Origin of the sequence: Flectobacillus longus, from assembly GCF_030056705.1 — a bacterium.
Classification (GTDB): domain Bacteria; phylum Bacteroidota; class Bacteroidia; order Cytophagales; family Spirosomataceae; genus Flectobacillus; species Flectobacillus longus.
This window is the reverse complement of the sequence record NZ_JASHIC010000009.1, coordinates 1-22,122: the sequence shown is the minus strand read 5'-3', so window position 1 is coordinate 22,122 and position 22,122 is coordinate 1. Positions and strand designations below refer to the sequence as shown.

Sequence of the window (22,122 nt, the reverse complement as noted above, 5' to 3'; positions counted from 1 at the left end):
TATGACACGAATAGCTAAACCCCGTTCTTTTCACCAAACGTTGGTTATTGTGTGCGAAGATTCACACACTGCACCAAATTATTTATTCCATTTAAAAAAGCAAGCTATTGATACAGGGTGCTGGGATTATATCGAAATATCTCCTAAACCTCCGATTGAAACTATTATACCAACCCAGCAAGAAAACACACACAAAACCAAACGTCCTAAACGAAAATTCTTGGATATAGTAGAAAACGACGGAATAGATGTCATTTTAGAGAATGAAAACAATGAGCAACCTGTAAGGTATGTTCGCACAGTACAAAAAGCTCTTCAAGAAGGCTATTCAGAGGGCTGGGCTGTCTACGATTTAGATGGTCATTCAGGACACCAACGAGCTGCAGAAATGGCTAGAGAAACTCCAAATTTACATATAGCTTTTTCAAGTCGTTCTATTGAAATATGGTTTTTATTGCATTTTGAGCAAATTAGTGATGTATTCTCTAAAGTACATTGTAAAACAGAAAAAGGAAAAGTACTGAATTGTAATACCAATAACCAGTGTATAGACGAGGAGTGTTTAGTAGGATATATCAGAAGAAATACACCCTTAGCCAATTATGCTAAAAATACTGATTTATTCTCTGAAATTAATCCATACGTTAGAAATGCAATTACAAATAGCGAATGGATAAGAACTCAATACTCTGTCGAATCACCTTTTTACACTCGAAACCCATATAGTACTATGGATAAATTAGTCAAAAGGTTACTTAAATGGGTTAGCGTAGGAGATAATTTTCAATTAAATGGCTTTCAAATAGAGGTGATTTCAACATCGCCAACGATTGAATTACAAATGCAAAATATCAGTAAAGGAAGACAGGTTATTCAAAAAGAACATTTTGCTTTTGAAGATAATACCGCATTTGAAATAGAAATGAATGGAAATGGAATAATCGAAATGGATGAGAGTCGTCGTATTAATATTAGTGTAGGAATAAAAGAGGAGACAAAATTAAAGTACCCAGCAAATAACGAGCAAAACTATATCTGGATTTTATGTTAGGTTAATTATCACATTTGATTGAAAGTAACGAATACTAAATGTTTCCCCACACGACAATTTTTGGTGGAGATACCCAAATAGTATTTGTACTTTAGCGTTGTAAAAAACAACTTATCCCAAAAGGACTATAAAAACTATACACATGAAAAAACTATCATTTATTATTTGCTTGTTGATGTCCGTGCAAGTGGCTTTTGCACAGAAAAAAGAAAAAGGTTGGGTATCACTTTTTGATGGAAAATCTTTTGCTGGCTGGCGTGTCAATGAAGAAAATCCTAAAACTTTCTCTATCGAGGATGGTACAATAAAAGTGGCTGGTGAACGTACACACCTGTTTTACGAGGGACTTGTTGGCAATCATGATTTTAAAAACTTTGAGTTAAAAATTAAAGCAAAAACTTTACCTGGTTCTAATTCAGGGATTTTTATCCATACAGGTTATCAGGCTTCTGGATGGCCTGAAAAGGGCTATGAAGTACAGGTAAATCAAACACATACCGACTGGCGCAAAACGGGTAGTTTGTATGGAGTAAATGATGTAAAAGAAAACTTGGCTAAAGATGAAGAGTGGTATGAATACCATATTATTGTGAAGGATAAAAGAGTAATTATCAAAATCAATGATAAACTTGCTGTAGATTATACAGAGCCAGAAACTCTACCCGAAGATCGTGGAAAGAAAAGACTTAGCTCAGGCACTATCGCACTACAAGGACATGACCCTAAAAGCGTGGCATATTTTAAGGACATTAGAATCAAATTGTTGAAATAAAACTATTTCCTTTTAATTATTTAAACATGAGTCCTCACGAATTTAGTGATGACTCATGTTGATGTGTGTCAGTTGTATATTCACGAGAGTCAAACTTTCTTTTTTGATACATTTTATATAGCTTACCGTTTTTAAACCCTTCAATTTTACTATGTATTCTATGAAAAAGTACTTATTATTTACTTTCGTTGGACTGGCATCGTTTTCTTCTTTTAGCCAAACCAAATATTCAAAAAAAGACCTTATTTGGTCAGATGAGTTTAATTACAAAGGTTTACCAGATACGACCAAATGGAATTTTGACACCCATGGCAATGCCAATGGCTGGGGAAACAACGAAAGTCAGTTTTATACCAATAAAGAAATAAACAATGCTGTTGTAAAAGATGGCTATTTGCATATTATTGCCAAAAAGGAGAATCATGAAAATAAGAACTACACTTCTGCACGACTGACAACTTCTAATAAGTTTAATTTTACTTACGGTCGTGTAGATGTCAGAGCTAAATTACCAGCAGGTAAAGGAACGTGGCCTGCCATTTGGATGCTAGGCGAAAAGATTCAAAATACCAAATGGCCTGATTGTGGTGAAATTGATATTATGGAGCATGTAGGCTATGACCCAGGCAAATTGCATGGTACTGTACATACAAAGGCATATAATCATGTGATTGGCACACAACGTGGTAAGGCTATTGATTTACCAAATCCATTCAGTGAATTTCATGTATATTCGATTGAATGGACTAAGGATAGAATCGATTTTTTATTAGATAATAAAGTGTATCATTCATTTGCAAATGAGCATAAAACGGAGGCTGAATGGCCTTTTGATTCGCCTGAATATATTATTCTAAATCTTGCCATTGGCGGAAACTGGGGAGGTAAAATGGGTATCGACGATGCTATTTTCCCTGTGTCGATGTTGGTTGATTACGTGAGAGTGTATCAAAAGAAATAGGAAAATATAAGTCATTCCAAATTTCGTGAATTAGTAGTTGGGGGATTATTTTTTATTTACGGGTAAAATAAAAATGAAACATAATCACCATTCACGAAATTTGGAATGACTCAGTTTATAGATTACAAAAGAACTCTGATGTCTACTCCATAATCAGCGTATTGGGCTGGAATGTTTGCCATGAATGCCAAAATTCTTGATAGGCCTCAATTTTAGGTAGTGAAGAACCTTGGTATTTACCCGCAATACATTTTCCATCCATATCCCAAACAGCATCTGATTGACTGTCTACCAATTGATTCTTTTTCAAAACTAACTGTAGTGTACCAAAAGGACTTTCACTTCTGAATGAATGGAAGCTTTTTTTATCATTTTCCAAAACCACTATAATATTTGATTTTTCTACAGTATCATAGATTATTTGTTGTTTTACTAATTGATTCCAATCATAAGCCTTGGCTGTTTTTCCCAAAAGAATACCAATTACCCAAGATTTTGGCTTCCACGAGAGAGAGTCTCTAGTGGTTAGATTACTTTTTCCCTTGCCAGTATCATAATTTTGCAAACCTGCATATTCCTCCTTAAACTCTGGGTCAGGTTGCATAATTAGGGAGTTTGGATGTAGTTGTAACCATGCCGAAAGGCTCATTTGTTCTGAGCGAACGCTTGGTAGAGTAAGTCCTTTAAGTTTTCCCGTAATTGCTTCTCCTGTAGCTTGTTGCCACCACGAACCCGTTGTTTGGTCTTCGAACATAGCATTAAAATGATCCATTCCCACCAATCTAAACTGTTCGTATTTCCCATTGACAAAGGGTAAATACACCCTACCTGTGCGACATACTGTACAATAAGTAATCATCATAGGCGTACCCCCAACTGTATCAATAACTTGGTGATGATAGCCAATGAGTTGGATAGGATAGGCCTTTGCGTGTCCATTATGCACAACTCCTATCACCAATTTATCCTTAGCAATTTTACTATCTTTTCCATTAGTAAAGGTCTTATTTTTAGGCTGGTAAAACATGTGATCTGCTGTGAGCTGAAAATTAAACATATATATTACTCCTAGCCAAAGTAAGGTAAAGCTACCCAAAATGAACTTTGTTAGTTTTGAACCATTACTAAAGCTTTTCCATAAAGGATAAATCAAAATGAGTAATCCAATAGTGCGAAAATATCCTATGTATTGATGAATAAAATAGGTAAGGTCAATGGTATCAGCCTGTTGACTCCCCGGGAATGGCATGATAAAGTAAACCTTTAGTATTTCGCTGAGAAATAAAATGAGGAATCCAATGATAAGTGATAGTCTCATAATGGTCTGAAATATATATGGTGAAGTAGGGTTTTCGGTAAAAAATAATGATGTAAGTAATCGTGCAGAATAAGATTTAAGTTATGTGTTTAGGCACTAGGCAACAGGCACAAGGCAAAGAGTGTTAAAATGTTTTTTAATAACCACAGCCATACTTTTTCCAAAGCCCACCGCCGAAAGCCGTTACCTGAAAGCCCAAAGCCCAATCTTAAACTTTATTTTGCCTACTAACTTACTTAGTGTTTTTAATTTACTAACTATCAATCTCAATAGATAAAAACGCCTTAATCAATTTGAAGTCAGCTATCTAGAAGTTGAATCAATGGTTATCTCTTAACTTTTTTGAATATAAGACATAGGATCAAAGTTGGCGTATCCTTCATCTCGAATTCTTGGTCCTCTGTCAAGATAGGCGCTTGCCTCTTGTGGAGCCCATGTTCCTAAACCGTCCACATATCGATTAAATAGGCAGAAGGCTGCTGCAATGAGTACGGTATCATGAATTTCTTTATCAGTTGCCCCTAATGCTTTGGCTGAGTTTATGTGTTCTTTCGTTACGTTTTTTCCACCTTTTTGAATAGCTCCAGCAATCGTCAAAAGAGATTTCATTTTATCGGAAATAGAAGCATTAAGCATATCTTTTTTTACCTGATTAATCAAACTGCCATCGTCTTCAAGGTAGCATTGTGCCGCTGAGCCATGTACCATTTGACAAAATGTACAGTTATTTAGGTAGGAAACGTAAGTTGCAATTAGCTCTCGCTCACCTTGAGAAAGCGTATTATTGGGATTTCTGAGTAAAATTTCTGCTAAAGCATTGAGAGGCTTAGCTGTTTCTGGACTAAATGCCATGAGACCTCTTATGCCCGGTAATTGCTCTTCAGAAGGTATGTTGATATATGCCATGTTTTTTGAGTTAAATGATTTTGAAAAGAAGCGAGTCTATAACGGATGATAGACTCGCTCTAGGTTCACATCCAGTCCATTACAATATTTTCGAATCACGTACCAAGTTTTTGGTACGCAAAAGCATGATAAATGCCAATACAAATGCTAGGGAAAATGTCATGAGAGATTGCCCTAAGCCTCCTAAAACCGACACCAAACTTCCTACAAAAAACACGGCCGTAGCGGTAAAAAACCTTCCAATATTAAAGCATAACCCTGTTGCAAATCCTCTGACTTGCGAAGGGAAAAGCGCAGGGATAAAACTCGAAAGCGCTCCTTGACTGATACCAAAAAAGAGAGATAATAGAGCCGTTTCGACATAGACTAGGATACTGAAAGTATGATTCGTCAAAAACAATAACATACACACGCTACTACATCCTAAGAAAGTAGCGAGTAGCGTTCTCTTAAATCCAAATGACTTTATCAGAAAACCAGAAAGTGTACCACCGATAATTCCGCCAATTCCCAGAAGCATCATGACAATACCTCTTTCTTGTTGACCTTTTTGACCATTGCTCAATAAACCTTGTACCCATGTAGGTAACCAAGAGAAAATCCCCCAAAGTCCAATAAGTACAGCACCGAAAATAAGTATCCCAGTCCAAAGGTTTTTATGGTAATCGATGGATTCTATTGGAGTTGCATTCTTGGCTTTTCCTTGCGACTTTTGCCATTCTGGTGATTCTGGCAAAAAAACAAACATCAAAATAGCGATACCAATCGGGATAAGACCAATCCAAAAAGCCTGATGCCAATAAGGAAATAGAAGGGTGATTCCGCCTGAGAGTACGATTCCCAAAGGAAACGAAACTGCCAAAATGCCCAAAATAATAGGTCGGTTCTTTTCTGGCCAGATTTCAGAGATATAGACCGTAGTCAATAATAAAATACCCCCAACACCAACACCTGAGATAAAACGTAAGGCAAGAAGAACGTACCAATCTTTAACAAAAACAATAAATACGGTTCCCAAACCACAAAGTGCTGTTACAATACTCAAGCTAGGAATTCGACCGATTTTATCGCTGGCAAAACCCATGCTTAAGCCACCGCACATCCAACCGTATAGAAATATTGCATTGATATAAGCGCCATATTCTGAGAGCTTTTGCTCGTTGAGTAATCTATTAAGTAAATCTGGCAACGCAACAGGCAAATAGGACGACATCATGGTAGAAATACAGCCTCCTAATAAATAACTCAGCATACAAAGTGTAAATGCCAACTTAACCTTGGTTGTGTGAATAGTTGATTGCATAAAATTGTAAGGTTGTTTTAGCACTTATTATCTTAAAAACTCATCAAAATTGAGGCTTATATAATACATTCCTCCAACTGCTGGCGAGCCATACGCTTGAACTACATATTGATTCGTCAAGTTGGCAGCACCCAGTTTGATTTTAGTTTTAAGTGAAGGAACAGTATAGCTTACCTGTGCATCTAATAAATTGTAAGCGCCTATTCTTCCAGGTCTCAATTCTGTAAATGTTCCGTACCAATCGAATGCAGTTTGCCAGTGCCATGCCACACTAAAACCTAATTTGTCAGTAAGTTTTGGATTAGAAAAAGTTACATTGCTCTTCCAAGTTGGCGTATTGAAAGCAGGAATATTGTTTGGATTAGCATCCATTATATTAAAATCTATCCATGTTGTATTGCCATGCAATTGGTAGTTTTTAGGTAAAGCCCATGTCAAGCCTGCTGTAACTCCTTGAATAGATACTTTATCTGCGGCGTTAGTGTATAATTGAAACGCTTTGATATTTCCATTCAAAATATCTGCGGCAGCTGCTGGATTTACACTTCCGTCTGGTAATGTTACTGGGCTATTTGGTCTAATTACTACAGAGTTGATGATGAAATCTTTATATTGACTGTAATAGTAGTTAATGTCAAAAAGTAATTTTGAAGTCAATAATCCTTTATAGCCTACTTCAATACTTTGAACACGTTCTGGTTTGATATATGGCACATTTGATTTTACCAGTTTGTCCTTATTGTTGGCTAAAGCTGTAGGGAAAGGAACGCCTTTTTGCATATCAGCACCAAATCCACTACCAAACGCTCCTACAGAAGCGGCTGTGTAAGAATTTTCGTAAACATTCATTCCTTGCGAGTTGATAGGAGCACCTCCCAAAATCAAAATTGGACCTACGTCAAGCTTAATATATTGGTCGCTAATAGTTGGGTTTCTGAAACCAGTTTGATACGAAGCTCTAAAATTATGTCTTTCAGTTGGGGAAAATACCGCTGATGCTCTTGGCGTAAATTGACCATCAAAGTTTTGGTTTTTGTCATATCTTCCTGATAATGTTACTTTTAACTTATCTTGGAAAAGACTTTTTGAAGCTTGTGTAAATAAACCAAATTCATCGTTTGTGAGATTTTTGCCTTTGTCATCAAATAAAGTACCTTCTGTGTCGAGATAGTATTTTCTGTAATTTCCTCCAACTTGCAAATTGAAAACTTTTACCACGGAGCTAAAATCATAAAGTCCTTCTATGTGTTTTAAGCTACAGTTACTTTTGATTCCTGCGCCAGATAATCCAACAGTATGAATTAAACGATCTCTAACTTCGTCGAAAGCCGTTGTGCCAGGTACTAATCTACCTTGGTCGGCAAAAGCTCTTGCCTGCGTTTGATTTTGAGCTGTTACACCACTAATTGTACCATTGAATGCAGCCGCATAACGCTGAAACCAAGTGGCATCTGCTTTGTCGGGCGTCACAATATTGCCATTCAAGTCGCGCACCCAAGTACGGTTGATTTGCTGACCAAGCGAACGTGTATTGTAGGAGTTATTCGAAATTTCTTGGTTGGAATACGCTCTTATGTAAAACTGACTTCCTTTTAGTTCGATACGATGCTGGATGAACTGGAAATCATTGATAACGAATCGGTTACTGCCTGTGTACTGAGCCGTTCCTTGATTAAAATTCATTTGGTAAATGGCCTCCAGGTTATCATTAATGCGATAATGCAAAGCACCATTCAGTTTAAGGCTATACACACCATAAGTAGCCAAATCTTTTTCTTCATAACCTGTTCTTGAAACTCTACCAATATTTGGTAAGGTTTGGGCAACTTCATCACCATAAATATTCAAAGCATTACGCCCTGGGTTGTTTGCTCCACGGCTTGCTGCTGGCGTATTTGGGTCTATATCCGTATAATCATTGGCATACCAATCGGTACCTCTGAGATAAGAAGCATTGATTTTGAAGGCAAATTTGTTATTAAAAAACTTTTGCATATCTCAAAGCCAAATCGCTCATGGGTTTTGCGCCTAATCCTGTTCCATCACCCACGTGATTGAGTCCAAATTTCGTTTGAATGCTGAGTCCTTGGAAATCAAAAGGGTTCTTGGTACGTGTATTCAACAAGCCATTAAAAGCAATTGGACCATATAGAGCGGATGCCGCACCAGCAATTAATTCAGCACTTTCTACGTCCAAATCATGTGGGCCAAATAGATTTCCCATCGCAAAACCTAACCCTGCTGGTTGGTTGTCGATACCGTCGACTAATTGCAAAAATCTTCCATTTCCTGTACTATTAAACCCTCTTGTATTGATTTGTTTGTAGGTAAGACTACTCGTAACCATATCCAAGGATTTGATATTTTGTAGACCATCGTAGTAATTGGCTGAGGGTGTTTGCTGAACTTGTCGAATATCCATTTTTTCAATACTGACAGGCGAACGCAAAATGCGTTCTTCAACACGTGAAGCTGTTACTACAACGGGATCTAACTCTGAATTAGCTGGAGAAAGTGAAATGTCAATAGCCTGATTATTAGCAATATCAATGGCTTTAGCTTCGTAACCAATCATCGTAACCACAATAGAGGCAGGAGTTTTTAGCGATATACTAAAGCTACCATTAGCGTTGGTTTGCGTACCTGCAAGTTTTCCTTTAACTCTGATAGTAACTCCTTGAATAGGTTTTTGCGTTTGGGCGTCTGTGATTTTTCCCGTTACTGTAGCTACTTGTGCTATGGTTTGAGCTAGGGTACTGATAAAAATAAATATAGTTAATATATGTTTTTTCATGTCTAGAGAAATTTAGGATTTTTTCAAATGGTCATAACCTTGAGGTAAACGTTGGTAGCCATGATTGACAATTCGTTCGCCTAATTGCTGATAAAAACCACTTTGTGGGTCGGGAGTAAAAGTTGCCATACCGTCTACATATCGATTGTAGAGACAGAATAATGCTGCAATCAACACGGTATCATGAATTTCAGCATCGGTAGCGCCGAACGATTTTGCTAGTTCAACTGACTCTGGGGTAACAGCTTTTCCATTGATTTGTACAAGAGAAGCAATTTTTAATAAAGCCTTCAGTTTGTCACTCACAGGCATTTGGTCAATATCTTGTTTCATGATTTCACAGGTTTCTGTTTCGCCAAGTAATAAATCTGTAGCTGCGGTATGGGCATTAGTACAAAATACACAACCATTTCGGTATGAAACGATGGTAGCAATAAGCTCTCTTTCGCCTTGCGATAAAGTATTGTCGCCTCGAAGTAACAGTTGCGTTAAATCACGAATAGGTTGCGCCGTTTCTTGGCTATATTCTAATAAGCCAGTAATGCCTGGCAAATGTTCTGGTAAAGATATATGGGGCATAATCGTAATTTCTGTTGGGGATAGACAAAAGAATATCTAGTTGATTAAATGAAAATTCAACCAACTGATTTAAGTATGACGACAGAGTGCGTAGACTTATATTGCTCTGTTATAGCCTGAAAAGGCCATTTTTTGACCCATTTCCAGATAGTCTTCGTTTTGCTGTGGCGCCCATGTTGCTAATCCATCTACATAACGGTTAAACATGCAAAATGCCGCAGCAATCAATACCGTATCATGAAGTTCACGGTCGCTTGCACCTGCTTCACGAGCAATGGCGATATCCTCTGGTAAAACGTGCTTACCACCTTTTTGCACTTTTCCTGCAATGTCTAATAATGCTCTTAGTTTTGGAGAAATGGGCGTTTCAACAAAGTTTTTCTTGATGTCGTCCATCACACTAATGTCACAACCTAAGTGCGCAACTGCCGCTGCTGCGTGTGAAGTATGGCAAAAATGACAGTTGTTGAGATAAGATACATGTGCCGCAATAAGCTCCCTTTCGCCACTTGTAAGAGTCGACTCACTTCTTAGTAATACCTCTGCAAGATTGAGTAAAGGTTGTGCGGTTGTTTTATTATAATCCAGAAGCCCCGAAATACCTGGCAAGGATGGATTGGGTAAATTGATATATGACATGGTTTTTACTTCAGTTAAAAAATGATTGGGCAATACAATTCTAGCCTAACGTAAATGACAATACGTAAGGAAGATCATTACATTAAACTGAAGCTAACTCGGGAGGCATAAAAACCCCAGAAGAATAAAGATGAGTATATAAATAAGAGTAGTAGAACAGACTTGGCTTTTTGCTTTCGATGAAATGAAGGTATTTGTTTTCTAGACTTACTTGTTGAGGTAAGTAGTTAGATGATAAATGTTTGCACAAATCTAAAGCCTTTTTCAAAGGCGAACTTTTCTCTGAGTGATTATCAGAAAATTGTTGGCTAAGTTCTTCAGAAATAGATTGATATTTTTGTTTAGCTTTATGATTGGTCTTGATTTTGGTATAAAGCGTATCGTTTGAATAGCGTTGTTCGATAATATTGTAAAACTCACCCTGATATTCAATTAAACCTTCATGAGAGGTAATATTAGTAAAATCGCTACTGTAGGGCAGAGCAATAGGCATTTTGATTTCTAGCCATTCATCATTTTGAGTAACTGGAGTAGCTTTTTGAATTGACTTGTCAAAACAAAGCAAAACAATGCCAGTGCTAAACATATTGTATAGCAATAGACACAGAAATGAAATGCTGACAATTTTTTTCAAGGGATAAAGGTTGAGGGTTTTTTCTTACAATAACAAAAATAAATATTTATTTCATACAATATACCAATAGCCTATCGAAACTTTAGGAATTTTGATTAACGGACAAATTAATTTATCCGTTAATCAAAATAAAGCATTTTAGAGTCATCATTAGTGTATGAATACTTTACAGAAAGTTGTCTACTCTCGATTCAATTTACATCATGAAGATCGTTTTCCTAAATCCTATAAACTCATATTGGTTGTACACACAGGAATTTCGGAAGATTGATTTTGAAAAGAAGTAGTTTTAATATTTGCTTTAGAAATATGGCTATCTCCTTCTTTGATTTTGATAAACTGATTAGGCTTTAGATTTTTGAAAACTTGCTTTTTGCCTGTTTGAGCCCATGTAATTTCAAGTTCATCAATTAAATCACTTTGTCCAATACCTATTTCTCTTCTCAAAGCAGATGCACCAAAACTTCCTCCTGAATTTACATCACGATAGACAACCCTTTTTACTCCTTTTTCCCTGAAGGTAACTTTTACATGAGAACCAATAGCCGAACGATTGGTTTCTGTACCTTCCAACTGAATATTAATCCAACGGTTATTATTCTGCCCAGGATTCAAATACAGCGAATTGTTGTAAGAATCGCCAACATAGGCGCCACCCACTTCAATGAAAATATCGCTATCGCCATCATTGTCAAGGTCATTGATTGCTACACCATGTCCTTTTTGCAAATTACCCACTCTGCCCGAAACGGTGACATCGGCAAATTTTCCATTACCCATATTTCTAAAAAGTCGATTGGGCACTAGAGATTTATAATCAGGGTTGCCTGTGCCCAAATACATATCCAAATAACCATCGTTGTCAATATCGCCAAAGTTAGAACCCATCGTAAAAACGGATTTATTGAGACCAGCCTCTTTGGTTACGTTTGTGAAAGTTCCATCATGGTTATTGTGATATAAATTCATAGTACTGGCTTGATTAGGAATTCCCAAAGCTTCAGTTGCCGCAGTGTACGGAATCGAGGTGTCGAACTGATAACCACATACAAAAATATCTTGCCAGCCATCATTGTCATAATCCCAGAACCAAATCGGAAAGGTATTAATCTGAATATCATTTAGCCCTGATTTTTCAGTGACATCTTCAAACTGTGGAATATTATTTTTAGCGCCTGTATTTTTGAGTAAAGTTCTGCGTCCTCCAATGCCCGAAATAACAATATCTTGAAGCCCGTCATGGTCATAATCTGCTGCACTAACACCTTTGACAAAATCAATAATTTGACATTTGGCAATAGCCGCAACTTCAGTAAAAGTGCCGTTTTTATTACTGATAAATAGCTCACAAGGATTGTATTCATTAAGACCGCCCGTTTCGTTACCAATAAATAAATCTAACCAACCGTCATTATTAAAATCACGCCATACGCCTGCCTGAGTGGGATGTTCTGAGAAAAGTCCACTTTCTACGGTTACATCTGTAAAGGTATTATCGCCGTTATTTCTGAGTAAAGAATTGGCTTGTCGACCATAATTCCCCATCCATGCGCCTCTGAGCACAAAAATATCCAAAAATCCATCGTTGTTATAATCAGCCTGAATCATGTTTAGTCCACCTTTGAAACGACCTAAATCTGATATGACCGAGCAATCCATAAAACCGCCTTTGGTATCATTACGAAAATAATGCATAGCACCTTGCAGCCCCCAATCAGAAGTAACAATATCCAGATAACCATCATTATTAAAATCATCAATGAGGGTTCCACCAGCCATATTCCGTTTGTTGAGTCCTAAATTTGGGGCAATATCTGTGAATGGCTTTACGGAATAGCCCGAATTATCTTTATCCAAATTGGGTATCAACCATTGTTGAGGCACTTTTGCAGGATATTCGCCAAGCGTCATGTAAGCAATGTTTAATAGCCACATAGATTCAAAATCTCTAGGATTTTGCTGAAGTAGTTTCGCATAAATTTCGACTGCCTTTTGTGAGCCCGTTTTGTTTTGATGTACACCAGCATTTTTAATGGGTAAAATACATGATTCGGCCGAATGATTACTGATACAGTTTTGACGCTCGCCCATTCGTAAATAGGCCACTGCATAGCTTTTCAGTATTTCAGAATAATGTCGATGGTCTTCAGCTACAGCATACAAAATTTTCTCTAAGGCATCAACTGCTTCTTTTTCCTGACCCATTTTCAGAAAACCATTTGCTTTAAAAAAGCTTGCTTGTAGCCTCATAGCTGGGTCTGGATGCTTGGTCGAAAGCGAATCAAAAAAGATAAATTCCGCTTCTGGACAAAAGGAATTTTCTTTGACAAAATTTCTATCATAAGCATCTGATAAGTACTGCACCATTTTGTCATTTGAGCTTGAGGCTAAGTAGCATGATTCACTAATGAACAAAGTAAAACATACATATAGGTAATATTTGAATTTCATGTTGATTGGGATTTGAAAGGTAACCTTCAACCCACTTGTATCATGAAAATAGTTATTTTGTTTAATAGAAGGCAATAACCCTCCAGTCGACTGTCGGAAGACGACACTCAAAATTGACATTTCCATTGTATGAGTTTACAAATACTATTTTTTATTCAATGAGCTACAAGTTTTATGGTTGAAAGTTTGAATAGATAAAATAAAAATCTCCAAAATCATCATTTTCGTTACTTTCTGAAAAGTAAAGACACGATAATTTAGCCTAATATAAAACTACATTAGAAGAGTAATTACCTTAAACAGAAGCTATTTCGGGAGGATTGAAAATACTTGAAGTGTAATTGTTTTTGTAGATGTAGGAATCATAAAATTGATGTCTAATTCTCAGGTGCAGATCATCATGGATGGTTGTAAATACAGGTGTAATGCTTTGTAAATAGCTTGTAGATAAAGACTTACATAGTTCTAGTGCCTTTTTGAGTGGCGTACTTTTGCCAGAATGATTATCTGAAAACTGTAAACTGAAGTCATCGGAGAGGGACTGATACTTTTGTTTGGCTGTGCTATTGGTTTTGATTTTTGTGTAAAGCGTATCGTTTGAATAGTGTTGCTCAATGATGTTATAAAACTCACCTTGATACTCGATTAAGCCTTCATGTTTTGTCAAGTTGGCGAAGTCTCCACTGTAAGGAAGAGCAAGGTGCATCTTAATTTCAATCCACCCGTCATTTTTGGATATAGGACTTGCCTGTTGAATGGTCTTTTTGAAACAAAGCAAAACCAGTCCTGTGCTAAACATATTGTATAGCAACAAACACAGAAATGTTATGCTGATGGCTCTTTTCAATAGACAAGTTTTAGAGGGTTTCTTTCTATAACAAAAGTAAATGTTTATTTCATACAATTTTTGAGATGATGAAAATTAAATTAAGCTGTCGGGGGAAGATTTATGGCTTTCAAAAGTCAGTTTGGTTCAAAATTGAATTTATTTTATATTTTCTCCATATAATAATATTCATAATTTCTTAATCTAAACTTGTTTTTCACTTGACAGACTTGGACTGAACCTGCTATTACTTTTGCCCTCGAATTACACTTGATGCATTTGAGCAAAGAGGTTATCCGTTTTCTATAAATGCTACCGACAATTTGAGGTGCTCGGTTCAAAATCATGAAAAAAACTATATTCACAATCCTTTGTCTGTGTGGATTGCTTTCAGCAACTTTTGCACAACAAACGATAAATTCTGTAAGTAGCCAAACGAAAGAAACCAATTGGGTTCAGCGCAAAAACTACTTATTCTTGACTTTGTTGGAGGAATCCAAATCGCTACGTTTACAGTTGGAGACAGATGAAGTTTTGCAAAAACTGACTACTCAAAAAAGCTCACAACTTTCGGAAGCACTCAAAAGTTGTGCTTCAAAGCCCGCTTGTTTAGTCGAATCGCTTCGATTTTCAGAAGACGAAATCAAAACTGTATCGCTTCGTTTGTCGCAATTATGTACCAAAGGTAGTTTGTTAGAAAATTTGGTAAAACAATCTTTAGCACCATCATTAGCTTATGGGAAGCTTGACAATCAAGATGTTAATGCTTTATTGCAAAAAGCGTGGACGCAAGATGCTCGTGGTGTAAACTGGACAATCGGGGTATATTTGGGTGGTCAAAAACCGAATTATCCGTTGATAGATTCTATTGCTTTTGATATTACTAAGAAAGGTTATTATCAATTGCTAGGCGACTTAACTCGTGCAGTTCAGGCAACGGTGAGCGGCTCAAAACTGTTCTTTTTGCCATCACTTTCTTCAGCTTTGTTTGCCCTAGAAATCAATGAAAGAGAGCAAATCACAGACTACGAACCTATGGCGAGTGGTGTCAACAAACCTGTAGTCGACCGACTAAAAACGATTGCTTGGAACAAATATCCTTATTCACTGATTTTGGTGCCAGGTGCTGGTCCTGACGTAAAAGATATGCCCATGAGTGCCGAAGGAATGATGCGTTGTCGTGTGGCGGCTGTTAGATATTTCGAAGGAAAAGCTCCTCTAATTGTTGTTTCTGGTGGCAAAGTTCATCCTTACAAAACGCCTTATAATGAGGCTATTGAAATGAAAAAGTATATGGTCGAAAAGCTTCATGTACCTGCCAATGCCATTTTGGTAGAACCACATGCTCGTCATACCACGACCAATATGCGCAATACCGCTCGATTGATTTTCCAGTACGGAATACCTGCTGATAAACCTTGTATTACTTCAACCTCGGTTTCTCAAAGTCAATATATCCATGAGTTGAATTTAGATAAACGTTGTGAAAAAGAATTGGGATATGTGCCATATCGTAAAGGAAAGCGTATTTCTGAAACCGAAGCTGAGTTTTATCCATTAATTGAATCCATGATGTTGAATTCATTGGAGCCAATGGACCCGTAATAGGTCGTAACACTTCATTCATCTCTATTTTATGCAAGTTTCTTTATTAATCAAATATCCATTGATGATGGGATTGTTGGCTATGTCTTTTTTGTGGGGAGCAAGCCAATTACCTGAGATTAATCTTCAGGCAGAAAAAACATTTAACCTTGATTCTTTGGGCGCAGGACAAGGAATCAGTCGTATTGGGAATCAATATTTTGCTTATGGCGACCGTGAAATTGGGGTAATTCGTGAATATAAGCGTGTTGGCGATTCGTTGGCGTATCAGCACAAAGAAATAGCCTTGAGTATTGATGGACAAGATGTAATTGGGCATCCGACAGGAATAGCTTATCATAAAGGACTGCCTACTTTTATTGGCAATAGCGTGCGCCTAAATCCTGAAGGAACACAATGGAAAGCAGTTATTTACCAAGTTGATTGGAAAGGTTTACAGACTACTAAAAAGCTTGATAACAACCTTATTTCGACTATCGACGACGATGCTTGTATCCAAGGTACTCGCCCCGAATATGTACAATACAAAAAGCAGTGGTATGTAGCTACCGCTGATTATGGTAATCGTAAAAACGAAGTACGTTTATACAATCCGTTAGCTTTGGCGAAAGCGCAAAAGACCTCCGAAAAAGGCGTTTTGTACAAAAAGTTTTCGTGTGGAGCTTTTGTACAAAATCTTTTATGGATACCCGAAAAGAAAATACTGGTTTTGATTCAAAATCAAATTGAAGGACGACGCTGGCGCTTTAGTTTTTTGGATTTTGAAAAATCCATCGAAACAGGCGAACAAGTCGTGCTCAAAACAATAGATATTGACAAAGCTGATGAATTAGAAGGTTTTACCCTTTCAGATAACCCTCTTGAAGGCTTTGCAGTGACCTCTTCACGCCGTATGAATACTACATTTATCCGCTTACAATGGTAATGTATTACAACAAAATTTAATCTCATTTTTATGCAAAACATTTTACAAAAACAGCTTGTCCTTAAGGCATTATTATGTTTGTGTCTTTCGGGTTCAATGGCTGTTATGCCTAACCAAACCGTGATGTCGGCATCGTTGGGCAAAATGTCAAATCCTGTCACAGGAACCGTAACTACGCCCAAAGGTGAGCCTTTGGCTGGCGTAAACGTGTATGACAAAACCTCAAAAAAAGGAACTGTTACCGATGCCAAAGGTAGATTTACCATCCAAGCTAACGAAGGTTCAGTATTAGTTTTTTCTTTTGTAGGATTTGATAGTCAATTAGTTACTGTTGGAAAAGCATCTAACTTGACGATTCAGTTAGTAGAAAACTCACAAGAGTTACAAGAAGTAGTTGCGATTGGTTACTCTACTGTGCGAAAGAGTGATGTAACGGGTGCTATTTCGAGTGTGAAAGCCAAAGAATTAAATCTTACTACACCAACAGTTGGTCAGGCTTTGGTAGGTAAAGTAGCGGGTGTACAAATTTCACAAGTGAGTGGTGCACCTTATGTTAGTACAAAAATTCGTGTGCGTGGTGTTGGTTCTATCAATGCCAGTTCGGACCCATTGTATGTTGTAGATGGTTATCCAGTAGGAAATGACCTTTTTATCAATCCAAATGATATCGAAAGTATTGATATTTTGAAGGATGCTGCTTCGGCAGCCATTTATGGTTCAAGAGCTGCGGGTGGGGTAGTATTGATTACAACCAAACGTGGAAAAGAGGGTAAAGGGCAATTTCAATATGATGTGCAATATGGGCTTAATCAATTAAGCAATAAAGTAAAGGTGCTCAATGCCGAGCAGTTTACTCAGTTATTGATTGATGGGCACAATAATACTTACAAAGATTTAATCTTAAATTCTGGAAAAACATGGACAGATGCCATGTATTCTGATGACAATGCAACACGTGTCGCAAAAGTTGGGAATGCTTCTTCAGTAAGTTTACCACCAGATTTGTATGATTTCGCTAATCAGAAAATGATTACGCCAAAGTATAACACCGATTGGCAAGATGAGCTTTACCAAACTTCTATGGTACAGCGTCATAATTTGTCATTTACAGGTGGTAACGGCCCTACTCGCTATGCCATTAGCGGTGGATATTTGAGTCAGCCCGGTATTATCAAAAGTACCAAGCAAGATCGTATCAACTTCCGTGCAAATGTAGATGGACAAGTAAGTTCGAAGTTACGTGTGTCTGCCAACTTGGCTATTACAACAAACGAAAACCGTGAAGTGCAAGAAGGTCGTTTCAACCAAGGCCCAATCATGGGAGCGTTGGTATATATGCCAATTTTCCGTGCGTATAATGATGATGGTTCATTAAGAAAAAATGAAGCAGCGGGTCTTTCTGCTAACTATGCTTACCAGTCGATAGAAAACCCTGTGGCCTTGGCAACAGAGACAAAGATTTCGAGAAAAGGCGTAAGAGGGACATTTAGTAGTAATGCTTCGTATCAGATTTTATCAAGTTTGTTGGCTAAAATTAACGTAGGTTTACAGACTTATAATGAAAAATATGAATTTTATCAACCAACCACTTTAAGTAATGGTGCTAACCCTCCAGGCTCTGCACAAGCGATTGCAGCAGCCAATGCAGTGGCACAAACTCGTTCAGAAATGGATAAGTTGGTAGAATATACCTTGAATTTTAATAAGCAATTTGACGGACACTCGATTGGTGCATTGGCAGGTTATTCGGCACAACAACTAGATGTTGATGTGATTAGTGTAACGGCGAAAGGTTTCCAAGATGACCGTATTCCAGAAATTACAGGTAAAGGGGCTGATGCTACCAATTTTACCTTGAATGGTGCTACTGGTAAGTCAACCACTACTTTACTTTCTTATTTAGCTCGTTTGTCTTATAACTATAAAGAGAAATATTTCTTAACAGCTTCTTATCGTCGTGATGCTTCTTCTCGTTTTGGCCCACTAAATCGTTGGGGTAATTTCCCTTCAGTGTCTGCAAGCTGGGCGCTTTCTAGCGAACCATTTTTTGCAGAAAAATTTGGTCCCGAAACAAGTCTAAAACTTCGTGCTAGCTGGGGATTAAGTGGTAACAACAATATTGGTAATTATGGTTTTGCTCAAACGATGTCAAGTCCAACAGGAGTTGTTTTTGGGAATGGAACAGTAGCGTCGGCGGTATATCCGAATGCCTTGCGTGACCAAAGTTTGGGTTGGGAATCTACTTCACAATACAATATCGGGGCAGACTTGGGCTTATTCAACAACCGTATTTTCTTGATGGCTAACTATTATTTGAGTCAGTCAACAGATTTATTGTTTAACCAACCAGTGTCAGCCGTATCAGGAACATCAACGATTTTAACAAACTTACGTAATTCTAAAGTTCAAAATCAAGGTATTGATTTACAGTTAGATGCAAGAGTAGTTCAAACGTCAGATTTCCGTTTAAATCTTTCAGGAAACTTCTCGCTTAACCGTAATAAAGTACTAGACCTAGGTGGCGCTAATACCATTTTGACTAACGGGGCAGAACGTTCATACTTGACACATATTACTCAGGAAGGTCAACCAATCGGGATGTTCTACGGATTCAAAGTAAAAGGTATGGTTCGTGAGGCTGATATGGCCAATATTGCAGAAGATAACGCCAATTATAACGCTGCAACTCAGACTTATACTGCTGGTTATAAAATCAAAGGACCAGCTCGTTCAACAGCTTCGAGTAACTCTTTAAAACCTGGAGATTTGTATTTTGAAGATACCAATGGCGATGGTGTTGTGAATGATTTGGATAAAACAGTCATTGGTTCTCCTTACGCGAAGTTTACTTACGGTTTTGCGATTACTGCTTCTTACAAAAACTTCGACTTTACTTCATCTTTCAACGGGGTTTATGGAAATCAAGTACTTGATGGTCAGTATTATTATACTTTCAACATGGAAGGTTCGGGTAACCAATATGCAGATGCTGTGAATCGTTACCGCTCAGAAGCTGAACCTGGTAATGGTATGATTTATCGTGCTTCTCGTGGTGGTACACAAAGTAACAGTACTCGTTTGTCGACCTTCTATTTACAAGATGGTTCATTTTTGAGATGTACCAACATGACCTTAGGATTTACGATTCCAGACAATTGGTTGAAAGGACAAAAAGGCTTGAGTGGTGCACGTATTTATCTAGCAGTAGATAACGCCTTTACGTTGACTAATTACAGAGGTTATAACCCAGAAGTAGACTACAACGATGGTGCAAATCTTAGACCAGGGGTAGATTATGGAAAGTATCCGCTTGTAAGAGCTTATACTTTAGGAGCTAAGTTGACTTTCTAGTCTTTTGTAGAAAACTATTTTAAAAAGAGAAAAATGATTAAGAAAATATCACTTTTGGCACTTGTAGCGCTCAGCTTAAGTGCTTGTTCGGACGATTTTGTGATGCAAAACGACCCGAATGCCGTAAATGCTACAGACTTTTTTAAAACCGAAAACGACGTTTTACAAGCGGTCAACGGCGTATATCAGTCTTTGAGAAGTTCAAATAACATTGGTGAAAATAGTGGTTTATATACCGACGAACGCTCAGACGATGCTGGTCGTAATGATAACCAATCAAATGCAGGAGAGCCATTTCAGTTTAATGACTTTTCAATTTTACCAAGTAATACTTACTTGAAAAGTCACTGGTTAGCACTTTATCAGACTGTTTCTCGTGCCAATCAGGTGATTTCTAATATTGACAAGGTAACATACACTACAGCAGCTAATAGAGATATCTACAATGCTGAGGCGAAGTTTCTTCGTGCTTTAATCTATTTTCATTTGGTTCGCAAATGGGGTGATGTACCTTTGGTTACTCAGCAATTAAACACGACAACTGACGTCAAAAACAGCACTTTCCGTGAAAAGAAAGAAAAAGTATATGATCAAATCGTAGCTGATTTGAAAGAAGCTGTCAATTCTAACTTACCTAACCACCAGCCTGCATCTGACAAAGGTCGTGTGTCAAAAGCTGCTGCTAATGCCCTGCTTGGTCAGGTGTATTTGACTATGGCAACGACCTTAGATCAGGCGAACCGTGGGGCAAATTTAGGAAATGCCAAAACCTATTTGTTGGCAGCCTACAATATGAAGGCATTTACTTCATTGAAGGATATTCCTTATGCAGATGTGTTTGATGTAGCCAAGAAAACTACAAACCCTGAAATCATTTTCCAGATTGTTAGCAAACAAGGTGACCCAACGTATTCATCTTCAATTGCAGCCAATAACCAAGCAAAAGGCGAAACAACTAACTCGCTTAAACCAAGTAGTGGTGTTGGAGGAAATGTAAAAACAGATTTAGTAAAAGAATTTGAAGCAACGGATTTGCGTAAGGATTTCTCTATTAAATATGCCAACGATGCCACGGTAAAAGATTGGTATATCACCAAATTTAGAGACGTAAGTTCGACCGCAGGCGCAAATGGCTATGGTGGAAACGACTGGCCTTTAATTCGTTACGCAGATGTGATTTTGATGTTGTCAGAAGTAAGTTTGTATTTGGGCGAAGAAGCTAATGCAATTATGTATCTCAACCAAGTACGTGAGCGTGCTAAATTACCTACCTACGAGGTTTCGAAATTAGACCCAACATACAGTCAGAAATATCCAACTTTGAAATTGGCTATCTTGCACGAGCGTCGTGTAGAATTAGCTTTTGAACATCATCGTTGGTTTGACTTACTAAGATTTTTTACAGCTACAGAATTGGTTGACTATATTAAAACCAAAGCGCAATCAGATTATGGAACAGCCAAAGTTTCTAACTTTGGTACAAAGGACTATTACTTCCCAATTCCATTTGATGAATATAAATTAGATCCTGTAAAAATGTATCAAAATGCAGGATACTAGATAATAATGAAGAATTGTGAGTGGTGAATTGTCCTTGCCTAAACATGAGTCATCCTAAATTTAGTGATTGAGCGCATGAGTGATTATTTTTAATCTAGATTTTACTAGTAGAGACACAATACTTTGCGTCTAAAGAGATGTCATGTTTAAATATAGTATGAAAAAAGGCGGTCGAAAAAATCATTTCGACCGCCTTTTTTCATAAACAGTATAATCGTTCACCTTGTGAATCTCAATATGGATAAACAAGAGGTCTCTATTTTAAATTATTCCAAAATTCAGGATGAATCATGTAGCTACAGTTTTTAAACTGATTGAAAAAATAATCACTCAATTGTAGATTTACGCTTACAAAATAATATTTGGTAATGAGGGAGTTAAACCGATCACTCAATGGTAGATAGATACTGAAGTGATGTTTGGTTACTCCTTCATGACAAATGCTCA

18 protein-coding genes are annotated in these 22,122 nt (G+C 37.4%); 7 read left to right on the top strand and 11 right to left on the bottom strand.

Features of this window, described 5'->3' with window-relative positions; genetic code table 11:
- Position 1 precedes the first annotated feature (1 nt).
- From QM491_RS07395 to QM491_RS07385, 3 genes are all read left to right on the top strand, one after another.
- Positions 2 to 1,051 (top strand): RloB family protein, encoded by a 1,050-nt coding sequence (locus tag QM491_RS07395; protein ID WP_283326786.1) that lies wholly within the window; start codon positions 2 to 4, stop codon positions 1,049 to 1,051.
- Positions 1,052 to 1,193: 142 nt separating this feature from the next.
- Positions 1,194 to 1,823, top strand: coding sequence for a 3-keto-disaccharide hydrolase (locus QM491_RS07390; protein WP_283326784.1), 630 nt, complete (start codon positions 1,194 to 1,196; stop codon positions 1,821 to 1,823).
- Positions 1,824 to 1,983: 160 nt separating this feature from the next.
- On the top strand, positions 1,984 to 2,784 hold the full coding sequence (locus QM491_RS07385) for a glycoside hydrolase family 16 protein (protein ID WP_283326782.1): 801 nt from the start codon (positions 1,984 to 1,986) through the stop codon (positions 2,782 to 2,784).
- Positions 2,785 to 2,926: 142 nt separating this feature from the next.
- Here the strand turns inward: QM491_RS07385 and QM491_RS07380 are convergent, their stop codons facing one another.
- From QM491_RS07380 to QM491_RS07335, 10 genes are all read right to left on the bottom strand, one after another.
- Complete coding sequence (locus QM491_RS07380) at positions 2,927 to 4,102, bottom strand: DUF3179 domain-containing (seleno)protein (protein ID WP_283326781.1); 1,176 nt, start codon at positions 4,100 to 4,102, stop codon at positions 2,927 to 2,929.
- A 333-nt stretch (positions 4,103 to 4,435) separates the two neighbouring features.
- The gene (locus QM491_RS07375; protein WP_283326780.1) at positions 4,436 to 5,008 is read right to left on the bottom strand and encodes a carboxymuconolactone decarboxylase family protein; all 573 of its coding nucleotides are present in this window, start codon (positions 5,006 to 5,008) and stop codon (positions 4,436 to 4,438) included.
- Positions 5,009 to 5,087: 79 nt separating this feature from the next.
- Positions 5,088 to 6,311: an MFS transporter gene (locus QM491_RS07370; protein ID WP_283326779.1), complete on the bottom strand. Its 1,224-nt coding sequence runs from the start codon at positions 6,309 to 6,311 to the stop codon at positions 5,088 to 5,090.
- 27 nt (positions 6,312 to 6,338) lie between these two features.
- On the bottom strand, positions 6,339 to 8,306 hold the full coding sequence (locus QM491_RS07365) for a TonB-dependent receptor domain-containing protein (protein WP_283326777.1): 1,968 nt from the start codon (positions 8,304 to 8,306) through the stop codon (positions 6,339 to 6,341).
- Positions 8,290 to 9,105, bottom strand: coding sequence for a TonB-dependent receptor (locus QM491_RS07360; RefSeq protein ID WP_283326775.1), 816 nt, complete (start codon positions 9,103 to 9,105; stop codon positions 8,290 to 8,292). The genes QM491_RS07365 and QM491_RS07360 overlap by 17 nt, the downstream gene beginning before the upstream one ends.
- Positions 9,106 to 9,117: 12 nt before the next feature.
- Positions 9,118 to 9,684 (bottom strand): carboxymuconolactone decarboxylase family protein, encoded by a 567-nt coding sequence (locus tag QM491_RS07355; RefSeq protein ID WP_283326773.1) that lies wholly within the window; start codon positions 9,682 to 9,684, stop codon positions 9,118 to 9,120.
- 96 nt (positions 9,685 to 9,780) lie between these two features.
- Positions 9,781 to 10,323: a carboxymuconolactone decarboxylase family protein gene (locus tag QM491_RS07350; RefSeq protein WP_283326771.1), complete on the bottom strand. Its 543-nt coding sequence runs from the start codon at positions 10,321 to 10,323 to the stop codon at positions 9,781 to 9,783.
- 82 nt (positions 10,324 to 10,405) lie between these two features.
- Positions 10,406 to 10,957, bottom strand: coding sequence for a hypothetical protein (locus QM491_RS07345; protein ID WP_283326770.1), 552 nt, complete (start codon positions 10,955 to 10,957; stop codon positions 10,406 to 10,408).
- Between the two features lie 225 nt (positions 10,958 to 11,182).
- On the bottom strand, positions 11,183 to 13,534 hold the full coding sequence (locus QM491_RS07340; protein WP_283326768.1) for an FG-GAP-like repeat-containing protein: 2,352 nt from the start codon (positions 13,532 to 13,534) through the stop codon (positions 11,183 to 11,185).
- Positions 13,535 to 13,703: 169 nt separating this feature from the next.
- Positions 13,704 to 14,207, bottom strand: coding sequence for a hypothetical protein (locus QM491_RS07335; RefSeq protein ID WP_283326767.1), 504 nt, complete (start codon positions 14,205 to 14,207; stop codon positions 13,704 to 13,706).
- A 372-nt stretch (positions 14,208 to 14,579) separates the two neighbouring features.
- On the opposite strand from QM491_RS07335, the gene QM491_RS07330 reads away from it, so the two are divergent.
- The 4 genes from QM491_RS07330 to QM491_RS07315 are packed head-to-tail and all read left to right on the top strand — an operon-like array spanning position 14,580 to position 21,675.
- On the top strand, positions 14,580 to 15,839 hold the full coding sequence (locus QM491_RS07330) for a YdcF family protein (RefSeq protein WP_283326765.1): 1,260 nt from the start codon (positions 14,580 to 14,582) through the stop codon (positions 15,837 to 15,839).
- 31 nt (positions 15,840 to 15,870) lie between these two features.
- Positions 15,871 to 16,764, top strand: coding sequence for a hypothetical protein (locus QM491_RS07325; protein WP_283326763.1), 894 nt, complete (start codon positions 15,871 to 15,873; stop codon positions 16,762 to 16,764).
- Positions 16,765 to 16,794: 30 nt separating this feature from the next.
- Positions 16,795 to 20,115 (top strand): SusC/RagA family TonB-linked outer membrane protein, encoded by a 3,321-nt coding sequence (locus tag QM491_RS07320; protein ID WP_283326762.1) that lies wholly within the window; start codon positions 16,795 to 16,797, stop codon positions 20,113 to 20,115.
- A gap of 33 nt (positions 20,116 to 20,148) precedes the next feature.
- Positions 20,149 to 21,675 carry a RagB/SusD family nutrient uptake outer membrane protein gene (locus QM491_RS07315; protein WP_283326760.1) on the top strand — a complete coding sequence of 509 codons (1,527 nt, stop codon included), beginning with the start codon at positions 20,149 to 20,151 and terminating at the stop codon, positions 21,673 to 21,675.
- Between the two features lie 256 nt (positions 21,676 to 21,931).
- Here QM491_RS07315 and QM491_RS07310 read toward each other — a convergent pair.
- The coding region (locus tag QM491_RS07310; RefSeq protein WP_283326758.1) for a hypothetical protein at positions 21,932 to 22,122 on the bottom strand (191 nt) is incomplete at its 5' end.